We start from the raw sequence: 19734 nt of genomic DNA on the forward strand, positions 1-19734 counted from the left end.
CGTATTTAAGTTTATAAAATGTATAATTATTCACATATTCCTAGTAACATTACTATAATTTTCTCATAAATTCTTTATGGATATTAATGGTTTTTTTGTGTAATCTTAAGTAGATTAAATGTCTTATCTTTTTGTAAGATATCTGTTTTTACTGTTAAGTTATATAAAATATAACTTGAATCTTGCAAAATATGTTGTTTAACATATAAAATATTTACCATGTCATATAGTGCTTTATAATATCTATTCATACTTTTGATATGAATATATCTAAAATTATAAAAGCAAAATATGCTAATGTTTTTTTAACTTCTTATTTAACAAGCTTGATAACATTGCTGATAATTTCTATTGCAAAATACTCTTCACGGTAAAAACTTTTTTAAATATTTCTAACTAAAAACTGATTATCGGATACATAAAAAAAATAAAAAACATTTTATATAGATTGATTTAATGAATACAGATAATGTTTGATTAACAAGAAATTGTAGTTTAAAATATCAAAAACATTACAATTGCAAAAGATTTTTTTTAAATAAATTTGAAGTAGTATAATTTATTTTATAATTTTAAACGCGTATTATATCTTTGCAATTAAAAATTGACTGTATAATCTCCTGTAAAATCTTGTCAAACTACATGACATGAAAAAATTATTGACTTATACCTCATCAATAAAAGAAGAAATTTACATATATTACAGATTTCAAAATCTTTAATCAACAATAAAGTCTATATATAAATAATGTTATTCGCTATAGCGACTCGTTTAATAATCTAACTCAAAAGTTAGGAAAGATTATTAAAATAAATCAACTTCTGGAGGCTATACTAACACGCTTTAGTGATATTAAAAATATCAATAATGATAAATCAGTTTTAGAAAACAATCCCGTTTATTCACTACATATTTAAAAATTATATTATTTAAGTAATCTAAGGATGTGTACTGCTGGTAAGTTAAGACATCTTTTCTTAAACAAACAGCACAATCAAATAAATATTAGCCCATTATTAAACATTTAAATAATGTTAATACAGTCTGTTACTGACATCTTTTTAGTGGCAATACTTAAGACTATTTCTCATTAATGAAAAGTAACAATATCCTTACAATCAACTGATATTAGATATATTTTAAAATACATAGATACACTAACTTAAACTAATCACTGTTTTCTAAAATATTACTTTTTACTTAGCTTAGTTTTAATTGTCTGTATTTAGCAATATAGTCATGATTTTTAATAAAATTTCATACTTGAAATTTAAAATTCTACTAATATGATATTTATGTAATAACACTTCAAATTATTTCGTTTTAGTAGAAAAGTAATCCTAAATGCATACAATAAGACTGATTTCTTTCTGACTGAGTGCTTACACGTTTTAATCACGTAAACTAATATAGAGATAGGCATCAATCTCTATAAGATAGTTATCTAAGTTATTTTATTATTTACAGGTACGTACTGAACTTAGTACGTAAAGTTTATCGATCATTTAAAAATCCATTAATTATCTTTTATTCTCTTTCATCGTGAAGTAATTTATTTTTTGATAAATACTTTTAAATTTATCTATCTTCATAACAATAAAAACAACTTCATTAATCACACTCAAGTATACTGCTTCAAAGAAGATTATTCTAAATAAAATAAAAATCAAAATTATTTTATTTTTCAATAGAGTATGGAAGAGATTGAATTATAAGTTCACTCTTTTTCTCCCCTATAATACGAAAAATACTATCTTTTTTTATATCGTTATTCATAATAATCTGCACGTTTATTTCACCGTTAGCTAATTTTACAGCAGACAGTACAGTCCCTGTACGACGCCATGCATTGCTCAATTGATATTCAACGGAATGACCCAAAGCTGGTATAAACGTACCAGTTCCCTTTAGCCAATACATAGCACGTTTGTTTACTCCTCGGAATTTTGCACGCGCTACCATTTCCTGGCCGATATAACATCCTTTTTTAAAATTTATACTGAAAGGTAATGCTTGTAAGTTAGTTGCTTGTGGGAAGTGTTTTGCGCTGTTTATTTGATCAATAATTGGATAGCCAGCTTCGATATCTAAAGATAACCATTGCTCATCTGAAACTTGAGGTACATTCAACATATTTATTATTTGTTGTGCCGTTATACTGTTAGTAATAACTAAAAATCGTTCATTAGGAAAATTAAAGTGTAATAAACATGATTTACCATCAACAATAACTTGGTTATTGCAATCAGGTAATATACCAAAAAACATAGATAAAGCTTCACGACCCCCGCTCCCAGCAATGCCAAGTAACTTCAGATCAGATTTATATTCAAAAGTAACATTAGAAAAAATAGCATATTTTTTAAGTTCTAATAATTGAGATTGAAGCAAGCTTTTTCTTGCTATGTAAGAAAATCCATCGAAATGATGAAATAAACGCAAATTACTCCACATTCTCCCTAGTGGATTACAGTGAGCCGTTAATATATGTTGATTCGCTTTCAATGCTACAACGTCTGCAGTAACTTGCCCTTGAATGTATTTCTCTGCATCAAAGCCATGTACATGTACTATTCCCCAATTATTTAATGACATTGATGTAAGTGATAAACACTGAGAATCAAGTGGAAGTAATTCTGAATGAACTAGTGCAGTTGTCATAATTTCACCTGCTATCCTTTCATATTAAAAGGAATGTATGGTAAAAACACTAAAAATGTTATAAATAATTATTATCACAGCATATGTATGATTCAATATCATAATATTAACACTGAGAATCTATTCATTATTTTTAAATATATAATGCTATAATATTATTATATTCAATGAAACGAATATTTATCAATAATATTAATTACTAAATATTGTAATAAATTGAATTCTTATTTCTTAATAGTTAAAATGCATACGCCTATAAAAAATTCATATATATTAGAGTTTCACGCCACTATATATGCTTAAAATTAATTAAGAGTATAATATAAACCACAGTACTTTCCTGTTACTCCTAAATAAAGAATTTTATGTTATTTCTAAAACAATTATTGTCAAAAAAAAGCTAAGCTTTCTGTAGAAACGGTGAAATACAATTTATAAGATCCGCTTCAGCACTTCATAATCATAATATCAATTCACTATTTTCATAATGATAAATTTAACTAAGTATTAATAAACGAGTAAAGCTTATTAAAATTTATAGTATCGGTAAAAAGTTTTCAGAATTAAAATGATGTATTTTTTGTTAAAAAATTTTATCATACATAAACATTGATAATATATTAACAACATGTGTTAGTGAGCATTAAACAAAATAGGTAATTTCTTGCAAAATTTCTCAAAGTATATCACTATTGTAAACTCGCATTATTAAAATAACAATATAAAATAATATTTTTTAACTAAAATAAAATTCATCCTAACTAATCTGGTTAATATTTTCTCTCTATAAAAGTTGGCTGATGTAATACTTTAATTATTTACATCCTTAACATTTGTAACAATAATTATTAATTACAATTGACAAAACAAATTTTACTGAGCTAGTAGTCACTTATTCTATCTCATAATGTATATAGCAATCTATATATAAAAGAAAATGTAAAAATGACAAATCAAAATTTCCTACATGCAATAAAGTCACGCAGAACGTTTGCAATTATTTCTCACCCTGATGCAGGTAAAACTACTATTACAGAAAAAGTCTTATTATTTGGAGAGGTTATCCAGCGTGCTGGAACTATAAAGGGTCGTGGTTCAAATCAGCATGCTAAATCAGACTGGATGGATATAGAAAAACAGAGAGGTATTTCAATTACTACCTCAGTGATGCAATTTCCATATCATGGCTGTTTGTTTAATTTACTTGACACTCCGGGACATGAAGACTTCTCAGAAGATACTTACCGTACATTGACAGCAGTAGATTGTTGTCTTATGGTGATTGATGCCTGTAAAGGAGTTCAGGATAGAACACGTAAACTGATGAACGTTACTCGCCTACGTAACACGCCGATTTTAACTTTTATGAATAAACTTGATCGTGATATTCGTAATCCAATAGAATTAATAGACGAAATAGAAAATAAACTAAAAATACATTGTTGTCCAATCACGTGGCCTATCGGTTCTGGTAAATTTTTTAAGGGTGTTTATCATTTATTACGTAATGAAACTATTTTGTATCAAACAGGACAGGGTCATACGATCCAAAAAGTTCATATCATTAAAGGGTTAGCTACTCTTGATATGGATCAAGTATTTAATGACGAATTAATAGTGCAATTACGTAACGAATTAGAATTAGTGCAAGGCGCTTCTTATAAATTTAATTGTACTTCCTTCTTAAAAGGTGAGTTAACACCCGTTTTCTTTGGTACTGCATTAGGTAATTTTGGTATTGATCATGTACTGGACGGTTTAGTAAAATGGGCACCAACACCACAACCTCGGCAAACCAATGTTCGCGAAGTTAAAGCTAATGAAGAAAAATTTACCGGTTTTATATTTAAAATTCAAGCTAATATGGATCCAAAGCACCGTGATCGCATTGCATTTATGCGTATTGTTTCAGGAAAATATGAAAAAAATATGAAATTACGTCAAGTTCGAATCAAAAAAGATCTTGTGATTTCAGATGCGTTAACCTTTATGGCAGGAGATCGTGCACATGTTAAACATGCTTCTGCTGGTGATATAATAGGATTGTATAACCATGGTACAATTCAAATTGGTGATACATTTACACAAGGTGAAAATTTAAAATTTATAGGTATACCTAACTTTTCTCCTGAATGGTTCCGGTTAATTCGTCTCCGAGATCCATTGAAACAAAAACAACTCATTAAAGGGTTAATACAATTATCAGAAGAAGGTGCAGTGCAGATATTCCGTCCATTAGAAAATAATAACTTGATCCTTGGAGCGATTGGGATACTTCAGTTTGAAGTTGTTGTTGCTCGCCTGAAAAATGAGTATAACGTAGAAGCAATTTATGAAACCATTAATATTTCAACTGCGCGCTGGGTAGAGTGCGACGATATAAAAAAATTTGAAGAGTTTAAACATAAAAATAAATCAAATTTAGCACTAGATAGTGGCAATAACTTATCTTATCTTGCGCCAACTATAGTCAATCTCAATTTAACAAATGAACGCTACCCAGATGTAAAATTCCGTAAAATACGTGAACATTAATTTTCTCTCTATACTGACACGCTTTTATAATTGTGTTCAATAGAAGATATCGCGATAATTGTAATTTTAAATACTTTCTGACATTTTATCTAACAACTACAGATTACCAAGTCTTTTACATTTTACTGCTTAATGAATGATTCTTTTATAACTCACACCTAAAATTATTCGAATTGCAAGTATATAAACACACAAAAAACTTAAAATATGAAGAGAATATAATAAAATTAAATTAACACTTAAAACATTAAAAAATAAATTTATAAAAATTAAATATGCTTACATGCTATTATCGTTATTAATTCAATATTTTTTATTTTTTTTTGAACTAAATTGATGTAGAATTAAAGAAAACCAGTATCTCTAACTTAAAAAGAATAAAGCAAGCTATGTATATCATAATTTACAATTCCAGAGAATCTATTTTGATAATGTATAATAAACTATTCATAACAAATTGTATAGATTGCAATGTTTTCTATTTAAATAGTTATAGGAATTATTTTATTTCTCTAATATTCAAGTATAGACGGTTAAATTTCTACGATGTATTAAAAATCTCACGTTATAAATAACATTAAATCATTAAAAACTTCAATTCTTAAACAATTATCTAGCAAACAAAATAATTTATTTAGTGATAGATTTTGTATTTTTAAATGACTAATGCATGTATATTTATTATTTCCCTAACAGTTCAGCATAAGACATTCCATTCTGTTTTATAAAAATAAATAAATAACTATTTTATAGTTAATGTTTCAATTCAAGATTATGTTGAAATTGAAATTTGCCTTATATACCCTTAACCTTTCTTGAGTTACCTGTACTTAAAAATGAATAATTTAAGAAGCGTCTCGAATGATTTAACGTAAGTCATTCAATTAATACATGAAAAATTTTAGTATTTAAGCATTAATATTTATTTAAATTAATAGCATTATATCACACTATGAAGGACTTATTTATGGATTTTTCTTGAAACATATAATATACATACTGATAATCATAAATTAATTTTTATAGTTATCTATTGCTAATGAATTATATATATTCGATTATTTAGCAATCTTTTATTGAAACAAATTTAATACTATCCTTCAAAAAAAAGAAGATAATTTAGATCATTATTTCCTATTTTTAGTAATAAAGCTAAATAGATACAAAAGTAATAGTCTGGATTAATATCATTCACGCTGCAGATATGATAATTTCATGAAAATTACCGCTCAAAATTCACCCTAATAATATGGTTAAAAAACAAATACACTATGTAGTACATGTTGCCATTCACACTTCAGATTCATAACTAAAAAATTAATAACTTCATTTATTAAAATAGTTGATAGCTTTATTAAAAGAACATGTTAGTAACACTAACATCTAATATTCAAATAACTATTAATTCATATTATGAAATAACATTTAAGATTATTCCTGACAGAATTCTTTAGTAAGTTTTTATATTTAAAATTTAGCTTTTATACTCAATACTGTATAACATTCCGATATAGAACTAAAAACTTTTTTTAAGAAACCTCTCTTTTCTTTGTTTTAACTAATTTAACTTGAATGAATTTTTGACGCAAAATTGCGCAATTTTTTTTCTGACTTCATCAAAAAAACAATTGACTAACTTTGTAAGTTATTAATAAATGCATAATAATAATAATTACCTAGAATTTACTAGATACAATACACGTCATCCGATCTATTAGCAACCGAAATCACAATACAACAAATACTTAATTCACTGCTAAAATACGCTAATATACAAGATTTTCTTATGAATGTTTTATCTAATTCATTCTAAAATTATACTATAATTTTATATACGAAACAATAATTGATTATAATAAATAATGTTTATTCGCTCCATGAAAGTATATAATGTATTATGCAATTCATGCGAACTACTTGTAAAAAACCTATCAAAACTTAGTGAAATATTGCAACGCTTTAGAATAAAAATTGAGAGATATTAAAAAAAATAGAATGTGTATATTTCTTAATATACTATAAGTATAACATTTCTTAGTGAAGTTGATACTTTATCTAATAATTTTAATTATTTTAATACTCTTAAAATTATCTATAAAAATTTATACAATAACAATAAGTACATATACGCTGATATATGTATCGAGTTAATTTTAGAAAACGATTTTACTTTTTTAAGTTTCTTAATCATATTAATACATTACATAATCTCTATGTTCCAAGAAAGATGCATTAAAATTATAATATCTTCACCTCTCATTTTACAACAAGACATAATGTTTTTAATGTATTCGTGGTATTGAATCAAAAATTTTAAAAATTTTTTTATTGAAATTAATTAAAGAGATTTGTCAAGACTTATTACTATACAGAAAACATATTTATGTACTAAAATTAAATTTCGCAACTAAAAGTAAATATTTAATATTTAATGTTTTACTTGTATTAATTGCAATCAATGGATTACCTAATAATTAATCAGAACATATTTATATCATTGTTATGATATAAACATAAAACAACATATTATAGCGTAAAAATTTACAATAGACGTTTAACTTTTTTTATGACTATGAAATATTCCGTGACATCTTTTTTGTAACTTTAATTAACATTTAACTGCTAAATATGTAGTGATTAGATTAAAAATAAAAAGTGTATATTAAATTTTTCTAATTTAATAATTTTTAGTAAAAACACATAAAATTATTACACCTCAAAAAACTTAAAATCAGTTCTTAAATATCCTCTGGCTAAGTTAAACCCCATAACAAAACAACAAAAATATTTACACTAAAAAAAATATGTAAAATCACTCTATTTGATAAATCATCGTGTAAAGCTTCAAAAGCTATACTTTATAAATAAAACTTATTAGAAAATTCACATTTCAAGAAGACTATTAATCAACCTCATTAAACACGTTATATAAACAGACATAGTGAACTTTTCTAAAAATAAAGACACAATCTAATTCTATCCACAAATTGAGTCAACATAATTAATATATGATCACTACAGTTAAGCTCACTAAATTAGACTTTCAATAAAACTTTTTCCAAGTCATAAACTTGCCGATTATCACTCAACAACAGTGCATACTTTTAAATTCTATAATATGCATTGAGTGTTTAGTGGAGTTAATTAATATAAACTCCTTCATTATTTTGATACATCTTAATGCAATTCCAGGAACTTATAAAACACTACTTGCAATTATTTTAGTGAAATTATTTCATTACATCATTTATTTAGCATGATTAATTCGGTAATACTTTGTGCTTAGAAGTATCAAAATATTTAATACAAACTAACATAAAGAGTGTATTTTAAGTAATTGTAATAAAAGTACATAATAGTATCTTTTTGAATTTAAAATTATATTATATATTAATAACTTAATAACTTAATAACTTAATAACTTAATAACTTAATAACTTAATAACTTAATAACTTACTCACTTACTCACTTAATCACTTAATCACTTAATAATAAAATATCAATAACCTTAAATTATCATAAAGAAAGTCTACATATGGTTTTAAAAACCAACAATTAGTACACAATGAATACATTATATTAAATATACTTTATAGAAGATTACCCCATCTTATGAATCTCTTATAGAAAAAGAACTAAAATATCTCAATGTAATGTAACGGTCTGTTTAGTACTTTTGAATAATCAACAAATAAAAACTAAATTCATAGACTAAAATTAAATATTTTAATATTTTAAGTAGTGTTCTAAATTTATAAATATTTTTACAGCCAACCCATATATACATTAAAAGACCAAAGTTATTTGGAATTACATAAAATTATAAACTTTATTATTTTGTGCAATGTTAGATAATTATAATACATGTATAATAACATACTATACATCAATATTTCACCTATATAACAGTTGCATCAGCTAATATATTTTACTCATGTTAAACATTGTATGCAAACTAAAACTACAACAGTACTGTTTGTTATTGATGATATTGACTATCATTCATAGAATAAGTCTTACATGTCTACCGCAATATCTAATTTGATCCTAAACACTTTTTTATCAAAAAATAATATTATCACGAAAATATTTGTATTGTTATGTTTTTCGACTTTATTATTATAAATATAATATATGCATTATCATCAGTAATAATATAGACCTAGTCAGAGATATTTAAAATCTATTTCGGGAAGCTTTTCTTTATTTTTTAGCGTTTTCCATTTTTTAAAATATGAAATAATATAGTTCGTAGTACTCTGTCTGGAAAAATGTTTAGAAAAAATTTTTTATTACAAATAATTTTGTTATTTATATAGAAGTAATATAATATTTTATATAAATAGAAATTTCAGAGGTGTTAAGTTTTCAAATCTTAAAATAAAGTTAATTATATTAATATATTTCTTGACTAATATTATTATTAATTTTTAACTTTCACTAATAACATACATAAAAATAATAATATATAAATAATTATAAATAAATTCTCAAAATCTTTAAATATCCACCTAAATTTATATCACTCTAAAATTCATCGTCTTTCTATTTTATATACAAAATACTAAGCAAGCTATTAAATTTTAATATTTTATAATAGCGAATATTCCATTAATCTAATAAGTGTACCGATAACTAATTAGTCTGAAAATTTTTTAAATTTAATCATTTATAATTATTAAGGAAATACTTTACTTACCAATAATCTCGTAAGTTGTATCATGCTATTATTTATCTTTATCACTCCAGAAATATGCTAAACTTGTGTAGAATAAAATTTATTTAAATGTGCTGTTTAAAAAAAATAAAAAGATACAGCTCTTAGAACAAGCATTGAGTTCTATTAGAACATGATATAGTATTCAAAAAAAATCCGAAGGGCATTTAAAATAGTTCAAAGAAATTATAATAAACACTTAATTGTTACTCAATGCACTTACATGTGTGACTATAAAACAATACAACAAGTTGGTATGATTTAGCAGTTCCTTAGACAAAATCCAATCTACTATTTTATTAAAATTAATCTCATAACTACATGATGTATTTAGGAAAAATTTTCTAAATATTGAAAATAATCACACTAAATAGCAGATTACCTCTTGAGAAAGAGTTGAAAATATATTTTATACATTCAAAAAATATCAAAAACACTACTTTGAGCATTTGTTATAATATTTAGCATATATGATATTTTGCACCTTCTTTTGGCTCTGAAATTCTCTTCTTAGATTCAGTTTAATTGTTTCTTACTAAACCACTATAAATGATTACTGAAATATTCTTTAGAATTACGTGCGTCATAACTATATTTTGTTATTAGTAATTTTTTTTGATAAAGTAGATATTCTATAAATAACTTCATTACATAGATACGTCATAATAAGTTGTACATTTCAGAAATCATATAATAGACATTTTATAAAATATCATAAATAATAAATAGCATCATTCATATAACCTGCAAAAAATTTATCTTATATTTTTATTTATATATTAAAAACAAACTAATTTTATATTAACTTAAATTCACGAAATACAAAACCTTTCATTTTAGAGTATTGAAAGTCTGAATAATTAACTAATATTTCAAAATGTATTAATTTTTCTCTTTTTAGGATTTGAAAACCTTCATCTATATTATATTATTAAGATTAACATTTTAGAAAAAGATGAATCAACTATATATATGTGAGGATTATTACTACATCATTTAACGCTTATAGTGAAGATGAACTTTTGGCTATCATTAAAAAAGAATTTTAAAATTTTACAAGATTAAAATAAGTACATTAAGTCTATCATGACATTGATAATGATAAAAATTCAGTTTTTTACTATTTTTCACTCTCATCGCTTTAAAATTCATGTTCTTAATATTTTAAATTTTTCGGAGCTATTTGATTATTTATAAACAAAATAATCACCGTAAAACGCATTTATGTCTACAAATTAAACTATAACAGTCATAATCACTACCCTATAAAGCTAACATTAGTATTTATATCATCCTTTTCTTCTTTCAATCAAATAACAGAAACATAATAATTATTCGAATATTTAAAAGTTACGTCAAATAAAATTACATAAGCGATCACTTAGGTATGAGTGATATCCATCAGAAGATTGAATAAAAACGTAATACATCCTAGTTAAATTTCCATAATGTTATCGTGATCTTATTACTGCTAGTACATTATAATACTATATATACTATTAAGTTAGTAAATAGAATATATTTATAAATTTCAGTAATAGATCTGTTTTTGAATGTATCTAAATAGATTAATGCTAAGTACATAAATCAAGATTATTGAAGTTAGCATTATTATCTAACCGATAACAATCGTAAAAATTTTTCTTGATACTAATTAGTATAAATAATTAAAAATATTATTTCCAATAATCTAAAACAGAGATAAACGTCTTTCCTCTTCAAACAATTAATTCAATATAAATATTAATAAATTATCTCTCATCAGCTTGCTTATGAAGGAATAATGTTTATTTCATATGAGTCGTGCATTATAACCATTAAGTGATAATATGGAAAATTAAGTACCTAATCCATATATTATCTCACACAGTTTCAGAAAATTAAAAATAAATTAATAACTGACTTACCACTATCTAATTATGAAGTAGTATTTCTCTTCATTGAATGTAAGTAATTTATTTCTTAAGGTAAACTGATATAAGTAATGCATATAAAACTTTTTTTCTAATCTAATCATTAATTTTCAATCTTTTTTAAAAATAATAATTTTATATATATTCAATTCTGTTTCAATCTAACATTTCCGTAGTAATATAAAAAAATCTTTCAATAAATTGAGATCTCTTTGCTCAAAAAAACTAAAATACATATCTCTAAAAAAGATAATATAAATAAAGCTCACATACATTACTATGTATTTTGAATATCATTATCAAGAGTATTGATAGCTTCAACTAATTTTTTTAGAAAACATTTTTATATTATCCTATTGCATAATTTTAAAAAAATACAATTATCACTAACCGAACTACACCTACTCAAAAAGTACTGTAATAAATCTGTTTAATGAAAACGTGTAAAAAACATAAGAACCTAACAGTACTTTTATAATCTTTTATATATATTCGTTAAAAAACGAATTCAATCTATGAAAAAACTTATAATTGCATTAAAAAATTTCAGAATACAATCATATATTAAATGAGACACGGCAAGGTTCTTTTCATGGTATAAAATATAATACAAGGTAGTATTAGGAGACACAAAGCATCTTAATAGCTATAAATTTCTAGAAAATAACTTTCATAAATAAAAAGATTGTAAAATTATATTAATATAAATTGGTATTTATAAATAATATATACCATATCATTACAACTATCATGAAGATAACGCGTTATCATTAACTCTATCATTTTAATTTAATCCTAAAAATAATTATATAATTCGTGTGAATCTAACTAAAAATCTATTGAAAATATAGAAGAATCATGAGAATACATGAATATTAATCTAAAGTATCTTCATCTAAAATAGATTATTGTCTATTATATAAAATATGAAATGAATTTTATAAAAATATGTTTACACTAATTGTATCATTAGTCTAGAGTGTATATATTAATGCTGTCTAAAATAATAAGATAAGCTATTTTTAAAAAATAATATATCATTATGTTCTCTAAATTATTAAAATAAAGTTATTCTATACAATCTACTGAAAATATCTATATATCATCCACACTGACAAGCTCTAATAACTTATCATTATCATTTATATGATAAACTATAACTTAGTGATATATATTATTAGATTTGTATTCTTATACTTTTAATGCATTTTTACTAAAGATTCGTATCTTGATTGGTAACACCATGACTAAAAAACAATATCTTAATACACTCAAAGAACAATTACGCCATCATGAATATCAATATCACGTATTGGATTCACCAAAAATCCCTGATGTAGAATATGACAAACTAATAGAAGAACTAAAAAAAATTGAATCTGAACATCCGGAATGGATAACTCTTGATTCTCCTACACAAAGAGTTGGAGCTACACCATTAACAAAATTTTCTACTGTACGTCATCAAATTCCCATGTTATCTCTTAATAGCGTATTCAATAAAGAAAGTTATCTTGCATTTGATCAACGTATTCGCGATAGACTAAAAAACCATGAAGACCTGATATTTTGTTGTGAGTTAAAACTAGATGGTGTAGCAGTAAGCTTGTTGTATCAAAATAGAGAGTTAGTTCAAGCAGCAACCCGTGGTGATCGTACATGTGGTGAAAATATAACTGCAAATGTTCGTACTATTCGAACTATTCCGTTACGACTAACTGGTGAAAATATTCCTTCACGCATAGAAATTCGTGGTGAAATATTTATGCCGCAAAAAAGGTTTAATACTTTCAATGAAATAGCTCGTCGTACTAGCGGTACAGTTTTTGCTAACCCACGAAATGCAGCTGCGGGTTCTTTACGACAGTTAGATCCTCGTATAACTGCAACAAGATCACTATCATTTTATTGTTATGGTATTGGGATTATAGAAGATAACACACTGCCCAAAACTCATTATGAGCGTTTGATGAAAATTAAAAATTGGGGCTTGCCTGTCAGTAAGTATGTGGAGATATGTACTGGACATCAAGCAGTTTTAGACTTTTATCACAAAATAGAACAAATACGTCCAACACTAGGCTTTGATATTGATGGTATTGTAATTAAAGTAAACTCAATTGCAACACAAGAAGAGTTAGGCTTTGCTGCACGCGCACCTCGTTGGGCTACGGCCTTTAAATTTCCTGCTCAAGAACAAAAAACAATTTTAAAAGATGTTGAATTTCAAGTTGGTCGTACAGGAGCAATTACACCCGTTGCACGATTAGAACCAGTTCAAATTGCAGGAGCGTTAGTGAGTAATGCTACTTTGCATAATTATAATGAAATTAAACGTTTAGGTTTGCATGTTGGTGATACTGTTATTATTCGTCGTGCAGGTGATGTAATTCCACAAATTGTTAGTGTCATGAATTCAAAACGCTCTTCTGATATCCGTGACATTGTTTTTCCAACTGTTTGTCCAGCTTGTGGTTCTGATGTTGAACGTGTTCAGCATTCCGCGATTATACGTTGCACAGGTGGTTTAATATGTAGTGCTCAACGTAAACAAGCTCTCAAACATTTTGTTTCACGTCAGGCCATGAATGTCAATGGAATGGGTAATAAAATTATTGATCAGCTAGTGGAATACAAATACGTACATACTCCAGTAGAGTTATATCAATTGAGTGCTACTATTTTAACTAAGTTAGATAACATCGGACCTAAGTTAGCTCAAAATCTTATTGATGCACTAGAAAAATCTAAATCTACTACACTTTCCCGGTTTATTTATTCCTTAGGGATTCCTGAAGTCGGCGAAGTAAAGGCATCTAATCTAGCTTTATCTTATAAAACATTAGACGCAGTTATAACAGCAAATTCAGAGTCACTAAACACAGTACAAGATATAGGCCATGTAGTAGCTAAAAATATTATTAACTTTTTCAATAAACCACATAACTTATCTATAATTCAAGATTTAGTAGACAAAGTAAAAATTCATTGGCCGAAAGCTGTTTCAGTCAATATTACTGGTGCTAATAAATTATTTTCTGGAAAAACAGTAGTATTAACAGGTTCTATGAAAAAATTAACCCGTGATGAAGCAAAAAGAAAGCTACTTTCTGCTGGCGCACAAGTCTCTAGACATATTTCTCAAAAAACAGATATACTAATTACTGGTAAATCTTCCGGCTATAAATTAATAAAAGCACATCAATTTGGCATTCAAGTAATGGATGAAGAGGCATTTATTCATTTCCTAGAATATTAATTTTTTACTATAATTAATTCATTGTTGATATTAGAAATATACTAAATAACTAATTGATGTGAAAGATATTATTTGTATATAAATTGTATTAAATTATATTTTAGTGAATGTTTTTCATTATATATAACTATTTATCAAATAACATTTTTATTTTATATTTATTTATTGCATGTTTCCTTATAAAGTTATAAAATTGTCGTTATATTACAAAACAATCAATCAAGATTGGTTTATAATATTTTAAGATCACTATAAGTTTTTTAGAATCTATCTATAATTGTAATAAGTAATAATTTTATCTATACTATTAATATAATTAAATACGAAATAGTAACATCAGTCAAAAAACATTTCAACATATTGGACCTTAATTATGCATTAGCTACAATCAATATTTTCCTTAAGATAATCAATATATATTGATATATCTACACAGCTACATATATCAACAATTAATTTTAGTAAAATATTACACACATCTATTTATATAGATTACTATTATAAACTTTTAAAGATTGCAAGAACGTTACGCTTTTTTAGTTTTTTATATAAAACAATATAATTATCGAAATTCCTAATCGCGTTGATTAAAAATCATACCCACTTTGTAATGATTAATAAACCAAGAATTAAACTACGAATAAAATTATGAAAAGATTATAATAAAAATAAAAATCTTTCGTATACACTCATAACTTAAAATAAAGGACTTAAAAGTAACATTATATACTTTTAGTTATAAAGAATATATTACACGTATACAAAATACGTTAATATCTATTAGATTGTATAATATGCAGTAGATTTCCTAAAAAATATTGTATCAAATATCAAATTATAGAAATACAATACTTTTAGACAAGATCTCCCATATACTTTCGATCATTGAGATAGCTAAAAGTAATAAATTCTATACTTATAATATCATCTGAAATATATGATTATTAAAATTACATAAAACTAACTAGAAAATGATTAGAAAATACAGAGGTAGTCTGATAACTCTTTAAATATAAACCTTCAATGTCTCAATCTAACTTTTACGATACTAAATAATATACAAAAATATAGTTCACACTTTCCTAAAGCAGTGCTATGAGCTTTACTCAAAAAAATATAATAATTTTATTTTTATACAAAACTACAATTGCAAGCTCTTTTATAAAGAGACTGATTTAGAAAATACTGGATACTGTAATATCACTACACCAATAAAATTTAAAATGAAAATAGGTTATATTGATAGTCTTGATAGCTATGATTATTATTTCTATAAATTATTTCATCATATCTTACATAGAGATGATAGAAAATACTATTATAAATAAAAAATTTTTTTCTTTTGCAGTCATGTAAGATTTTCGATTGAGAAATAAAAAAACATAACATATTTTAGTAATAATTGCTGTTAAATAATATTAACTAGATAATTCTGTAGCATACTTTATCAATTCTCTTAATTGGTTAGAACGCTCAGGATCTTCTTGATACTTTATCATTAATAACGCTATATTTTTCATGTATTCCGTTAATCGACTTTCCGTAAAATAATCTCTACGATGTTGTAACCAGCGCCGTTTTTCTTCATGCGATAAAATCTTTGGGAAGTTACGCGCCTTATAACGAAAAAAAAGTTCTTGCATACGTGAGTCTTGAAACGTTAACTCGAGTTCAGAAAGATGTCCTGGTAATGTATCTTTAATAATGTCCATACTTAAACGATCTGAGTTGCTAAAAAAGCCATTATAAATTTTTTCATCTACATCCTTAGGCTCTTCAAAATGAAAAGAATCTGAAAAAATTTTAATAACTTTGTTTCGAATATTAGGATGTTTACGTAGCATTTCTAAATTAAATAAACAAAGATCACGGTCAACCCCAATACGTTCTGCGTCTTCTATACGTAATGTTTTCTCAGGCGCAAGAATAGGACATTTATTGATATGTACTAATTTAATTGGAATAGGCGATATATTAACTAATTTTAACTTCGGAGTGTATAAGCGTTCACGTAATTCTTGAGTGGATAAATGTATTAAAGGAGAAAGATCAGAAAATAAATCACAAATAATCAATGTATTACCATTATACGGGTGCCATGCTAAAGGAGCTATTAAGCTAATATAAGAACGCACCGCTCCGAACATACTAGACACATAAATTAATGGGTTTATCTCGACAATATCAATTAACTGACTAATATTAGTTTTCTTTCTCAACTGATAAAAATAATCAAACATGCGTGGTTGAGTAGATTTTAGCAATTTAGCTACGTGAATAGTCGCCAATACATCAGACATTGCATCATGTGCAGTTTCATGCGAAATACCATTAGCCTTGGTAATATGTTCAAGACGCATGCTAGGTAGTCCATCCTGATTTTTTGGCCAATTAATCCCTTCCGGACGCAAAGCAAAATAAGCCCTTAAAACATCGAGCAAATCCCAGCGTGAGTTTCCTTGTTTCCAGCTATAAGCATAAGGATCATAAAAATTGCGATAAAAAATATTTCTAGTAACTTCATCATCAAAAGAAATATTGTTATAACCCATAATACAGGTATGAGGTCGACTAAAGACATGTTGAATGCGTTTAGCAAATTCAGATTCATTAACACCATGCTTTAACGCAATTTGTGGGGTAATACCAGTAATCATTACTGCTTCAGGTTGTGGTAGATAATCATCAGAAAGCGTACAGTAAAAAAGTTCAGGTTCTTCCAGAATATTAAAATTCAGATCAGTTCTAACCCCTGCAAACTGTGCAGGACGATCAAGTGTAGGGGATTTTCCAAAAGTTTCGTAATCATAAATAAAAAATGTAGGGTGATTTTTAGTGTATTCCAACGTGATTCTCCATAAAGTATTTTTAATAAAATAAATGACATTTTAATAATTCTTTAATATAAAATAACTAAAGTAAAATAAAAGCAAAAAATATTCTATAGATATCATTATTCAAGTAACTTTACGTAATACAAAATCTTTATTTTAATTATATCTAATATATTAAACAATCTAAACTCATTACATATGATGATTATTAATCTTTCTTCATAATTGAATCAATAAAGAGGATAACCTACAACATGACATGAAAAGTATATTGTACTTATATTTATTTAATATTTTCTGGATCTAATTTATGTAATTTTCATTCAATGAAACACACTTAAAAATTTTAAATATATTATATTTTAAAAAATATTTTAGAATGAAGATAAGTACATTATTATAAAATTCATGCAAACATTTTCAAACTCAGTATATTTTTTATTAAAATAATCTTTTATTTGAACACATGTCATTACTTCTGATAAAATTTTCCAAAAAATCAAAGTAATTACGCGTACATAATATCTTTAATAATATTTTAATTAACACACAAATACAAACATTTCTACTTAGTGATAACGCTTTATATCTTTTCTATTGTTATCTATCAGTAATTATCTTGATTATTTTATTATAAAACAATAGCAAAGATAGTTCAGATACAACTAGAATTTATTTTTTATATCTTATAAATTATATTTATCATAAAAACTAATAAACTAATAAACTATAGATAAGATAATATAAAATAAAAGATAGCATAAGTATAGAGAATGAACAAAGTCGTGTAATTTTATTCGAGATATCTCGATTTACACTAAAAATTTTTGCTAAGTATGCAATAATTAATTTAATATTAAAGTTAGCTACAAAAATTATGGAAGACAATATTTAACTTTGTACGAAAAGTGTTCAAGGTAATACAAGAAGTTATTTGCAATAACTAAATGCAGTGATTATTAATTCTTGTTGGAGATATCGTTATGATTAAATAAAACTATTATCTTCAAATATCTCTATAAATTATTTTAGTAATAGAATATTAATTCTATACAATATTAGTACTAGTATCATATTGATTTAAATTTAATATATTCTATATCACTTTTACTAGTTGAAAATGAATCATGCGCATTTAAAATTACATTGTTTTTTTGATAACAGCATAAACACTCATTTTATGAAAATGGTTGATATATCTACATAACTCAAATTTTTATAATATATATAACCTTTATAATAAAAGGATATTTAAGAGCTCATAATAAGTAATGAAATTATGCAATGAAATTCTATTACTGCTTTCAAAAAATAATGATTAACATCGATTGTTATTCAGTGATGTTTTTTCATATAGAAAATAGTGTTTTAAAAAATTAATCTTCAAATAAACTGATTTGTATTATTACTATTTCTGATAAAATTGACGCAATCAAAAACATAGAGATAATCTCATTGACTTTAATAATACAATACTAATAACTTTATATAAACAATTATTCTTTTTAAAGAATTCTAATGTAGATTTAAAATTATACTCAATATCATATAATATAAACATGTTTAATAGAATGCATGATTTTATAAAACATGTCAAACATATACAATAACTTATATAGTCAATTATGATCAAAAGTACTGTTACTATCGATAATAATATAGAATTTTGTCATAATATTAGTAATATTTGATTCAGCTACAACATTAGCATACCTTTAGACTGCCTACTTAATTTTTAACATAGTTCAATATTAAGATAACTATTACCACATATTCGTTATCTCTGTACTACTCATCGCTAGATGTTACAATT

4 protein-coding genes are annotated in these 19734 nt (G+C 25.1%); 2 read left to right on the forward strand and 2 right to left on the reverse strand.

Annotation, left to right across the window (positions count from 1 at the left end; genetic code table 11):
• Nucleotides 1-1678 precede the first annotated feature (1678 nt).
• Nucleotides 1679-2662 (reverse strand): tRNA-modifying protein YgfZ, encoded by a 984-nt coding sequence (ygfZ, locus tag GFV14_RS03200; RefSeq protein ID WP_457914228.1) that lies wholly within the window; start codon nt 2660-2662, stop codon nt 1679-1681.
• Between the two features lie 945 nt (nt 2663-3607).
• Between ygfZ and prfC the strand changes: the two genes are divergently transcribed.
• Together prfC and ligA are read left to right on the forward strand one after the other, a co-directional pair.
• Nucleotides 3608-5197 carry a peptide chain release factor 3 gene (gene prfC / locus GFV14_RS03205; protein WP_457914229.1) on the forward strand — a complete coding sequence of 530 codons (1590 nt, stop codon included), beginning with the start codon at nt 3608-3610 and terminating at the stop codon, nt 5195-5197.
• 7874 nt (nt 5198-13071) lie between these two features.
• On the forward strand, nt 13072-15087 hold the full coding sequence (gene ligA / locus GFV14_RS03210; RefSeq protein ID WP_457914230.1) for an NAD-dependent DNA ligase LigA: 2016 nt from the start codon (nt 13072-13074) through the stop codon (nt 15085-15087).
• A 1418-nt stretch (nt 15088-16505) separates the two neighbouring features.
• Here the strand turns inward: ligA and sbcB are convergent.
• The gene (gene sbcB / locus GFV14_RS03215) at nt 16506-17933 is read right to left on the reverse strand and encodes an exodeoxyribonuclease I (protein ID WP_457914231.1); all 1428 of its coding nucleotides are present in this window, start codon (nt 17931-17933) and stop codon (nt 16506-16508) included.
• Between the last annotated feature and the right edge of the window lie 1801 nt (nt 17934-19734).

The organism is Candidatus Hartigia pinicola (assembly GCA_020541205.1).
Classification (GTDB): Bacteria; Pseudomonadota; Gammaproteobacteria; order Enterobacterales; family Enterobacteriaceae; genus Hartigia; species Hartigia pinicola.

What these genes read in the sequence shown, in the direction of transcription:
- ygfZ (WP_457914228.1), bottom strand. Translation starts at nt 2,662, where the DNA reads ATGACAACTGCACTAGTTCATTCAGAATTACTTCCACTTGATTCTCAG.
- prfC (WP_457914229.1), top strand. Translation starts at nt 3,608, where the DNA reads ATGACAAATCAAAATTTCCTACATGCAATAAAGTCACGCAGAACGTTT.
- ligA (WP_457914230.1), top strand. Translation starts at nt 13,072, where the DNA reads ATGACTAAAAAACAATATCTTAATACACTCAAAGAACAATTACGCCAT.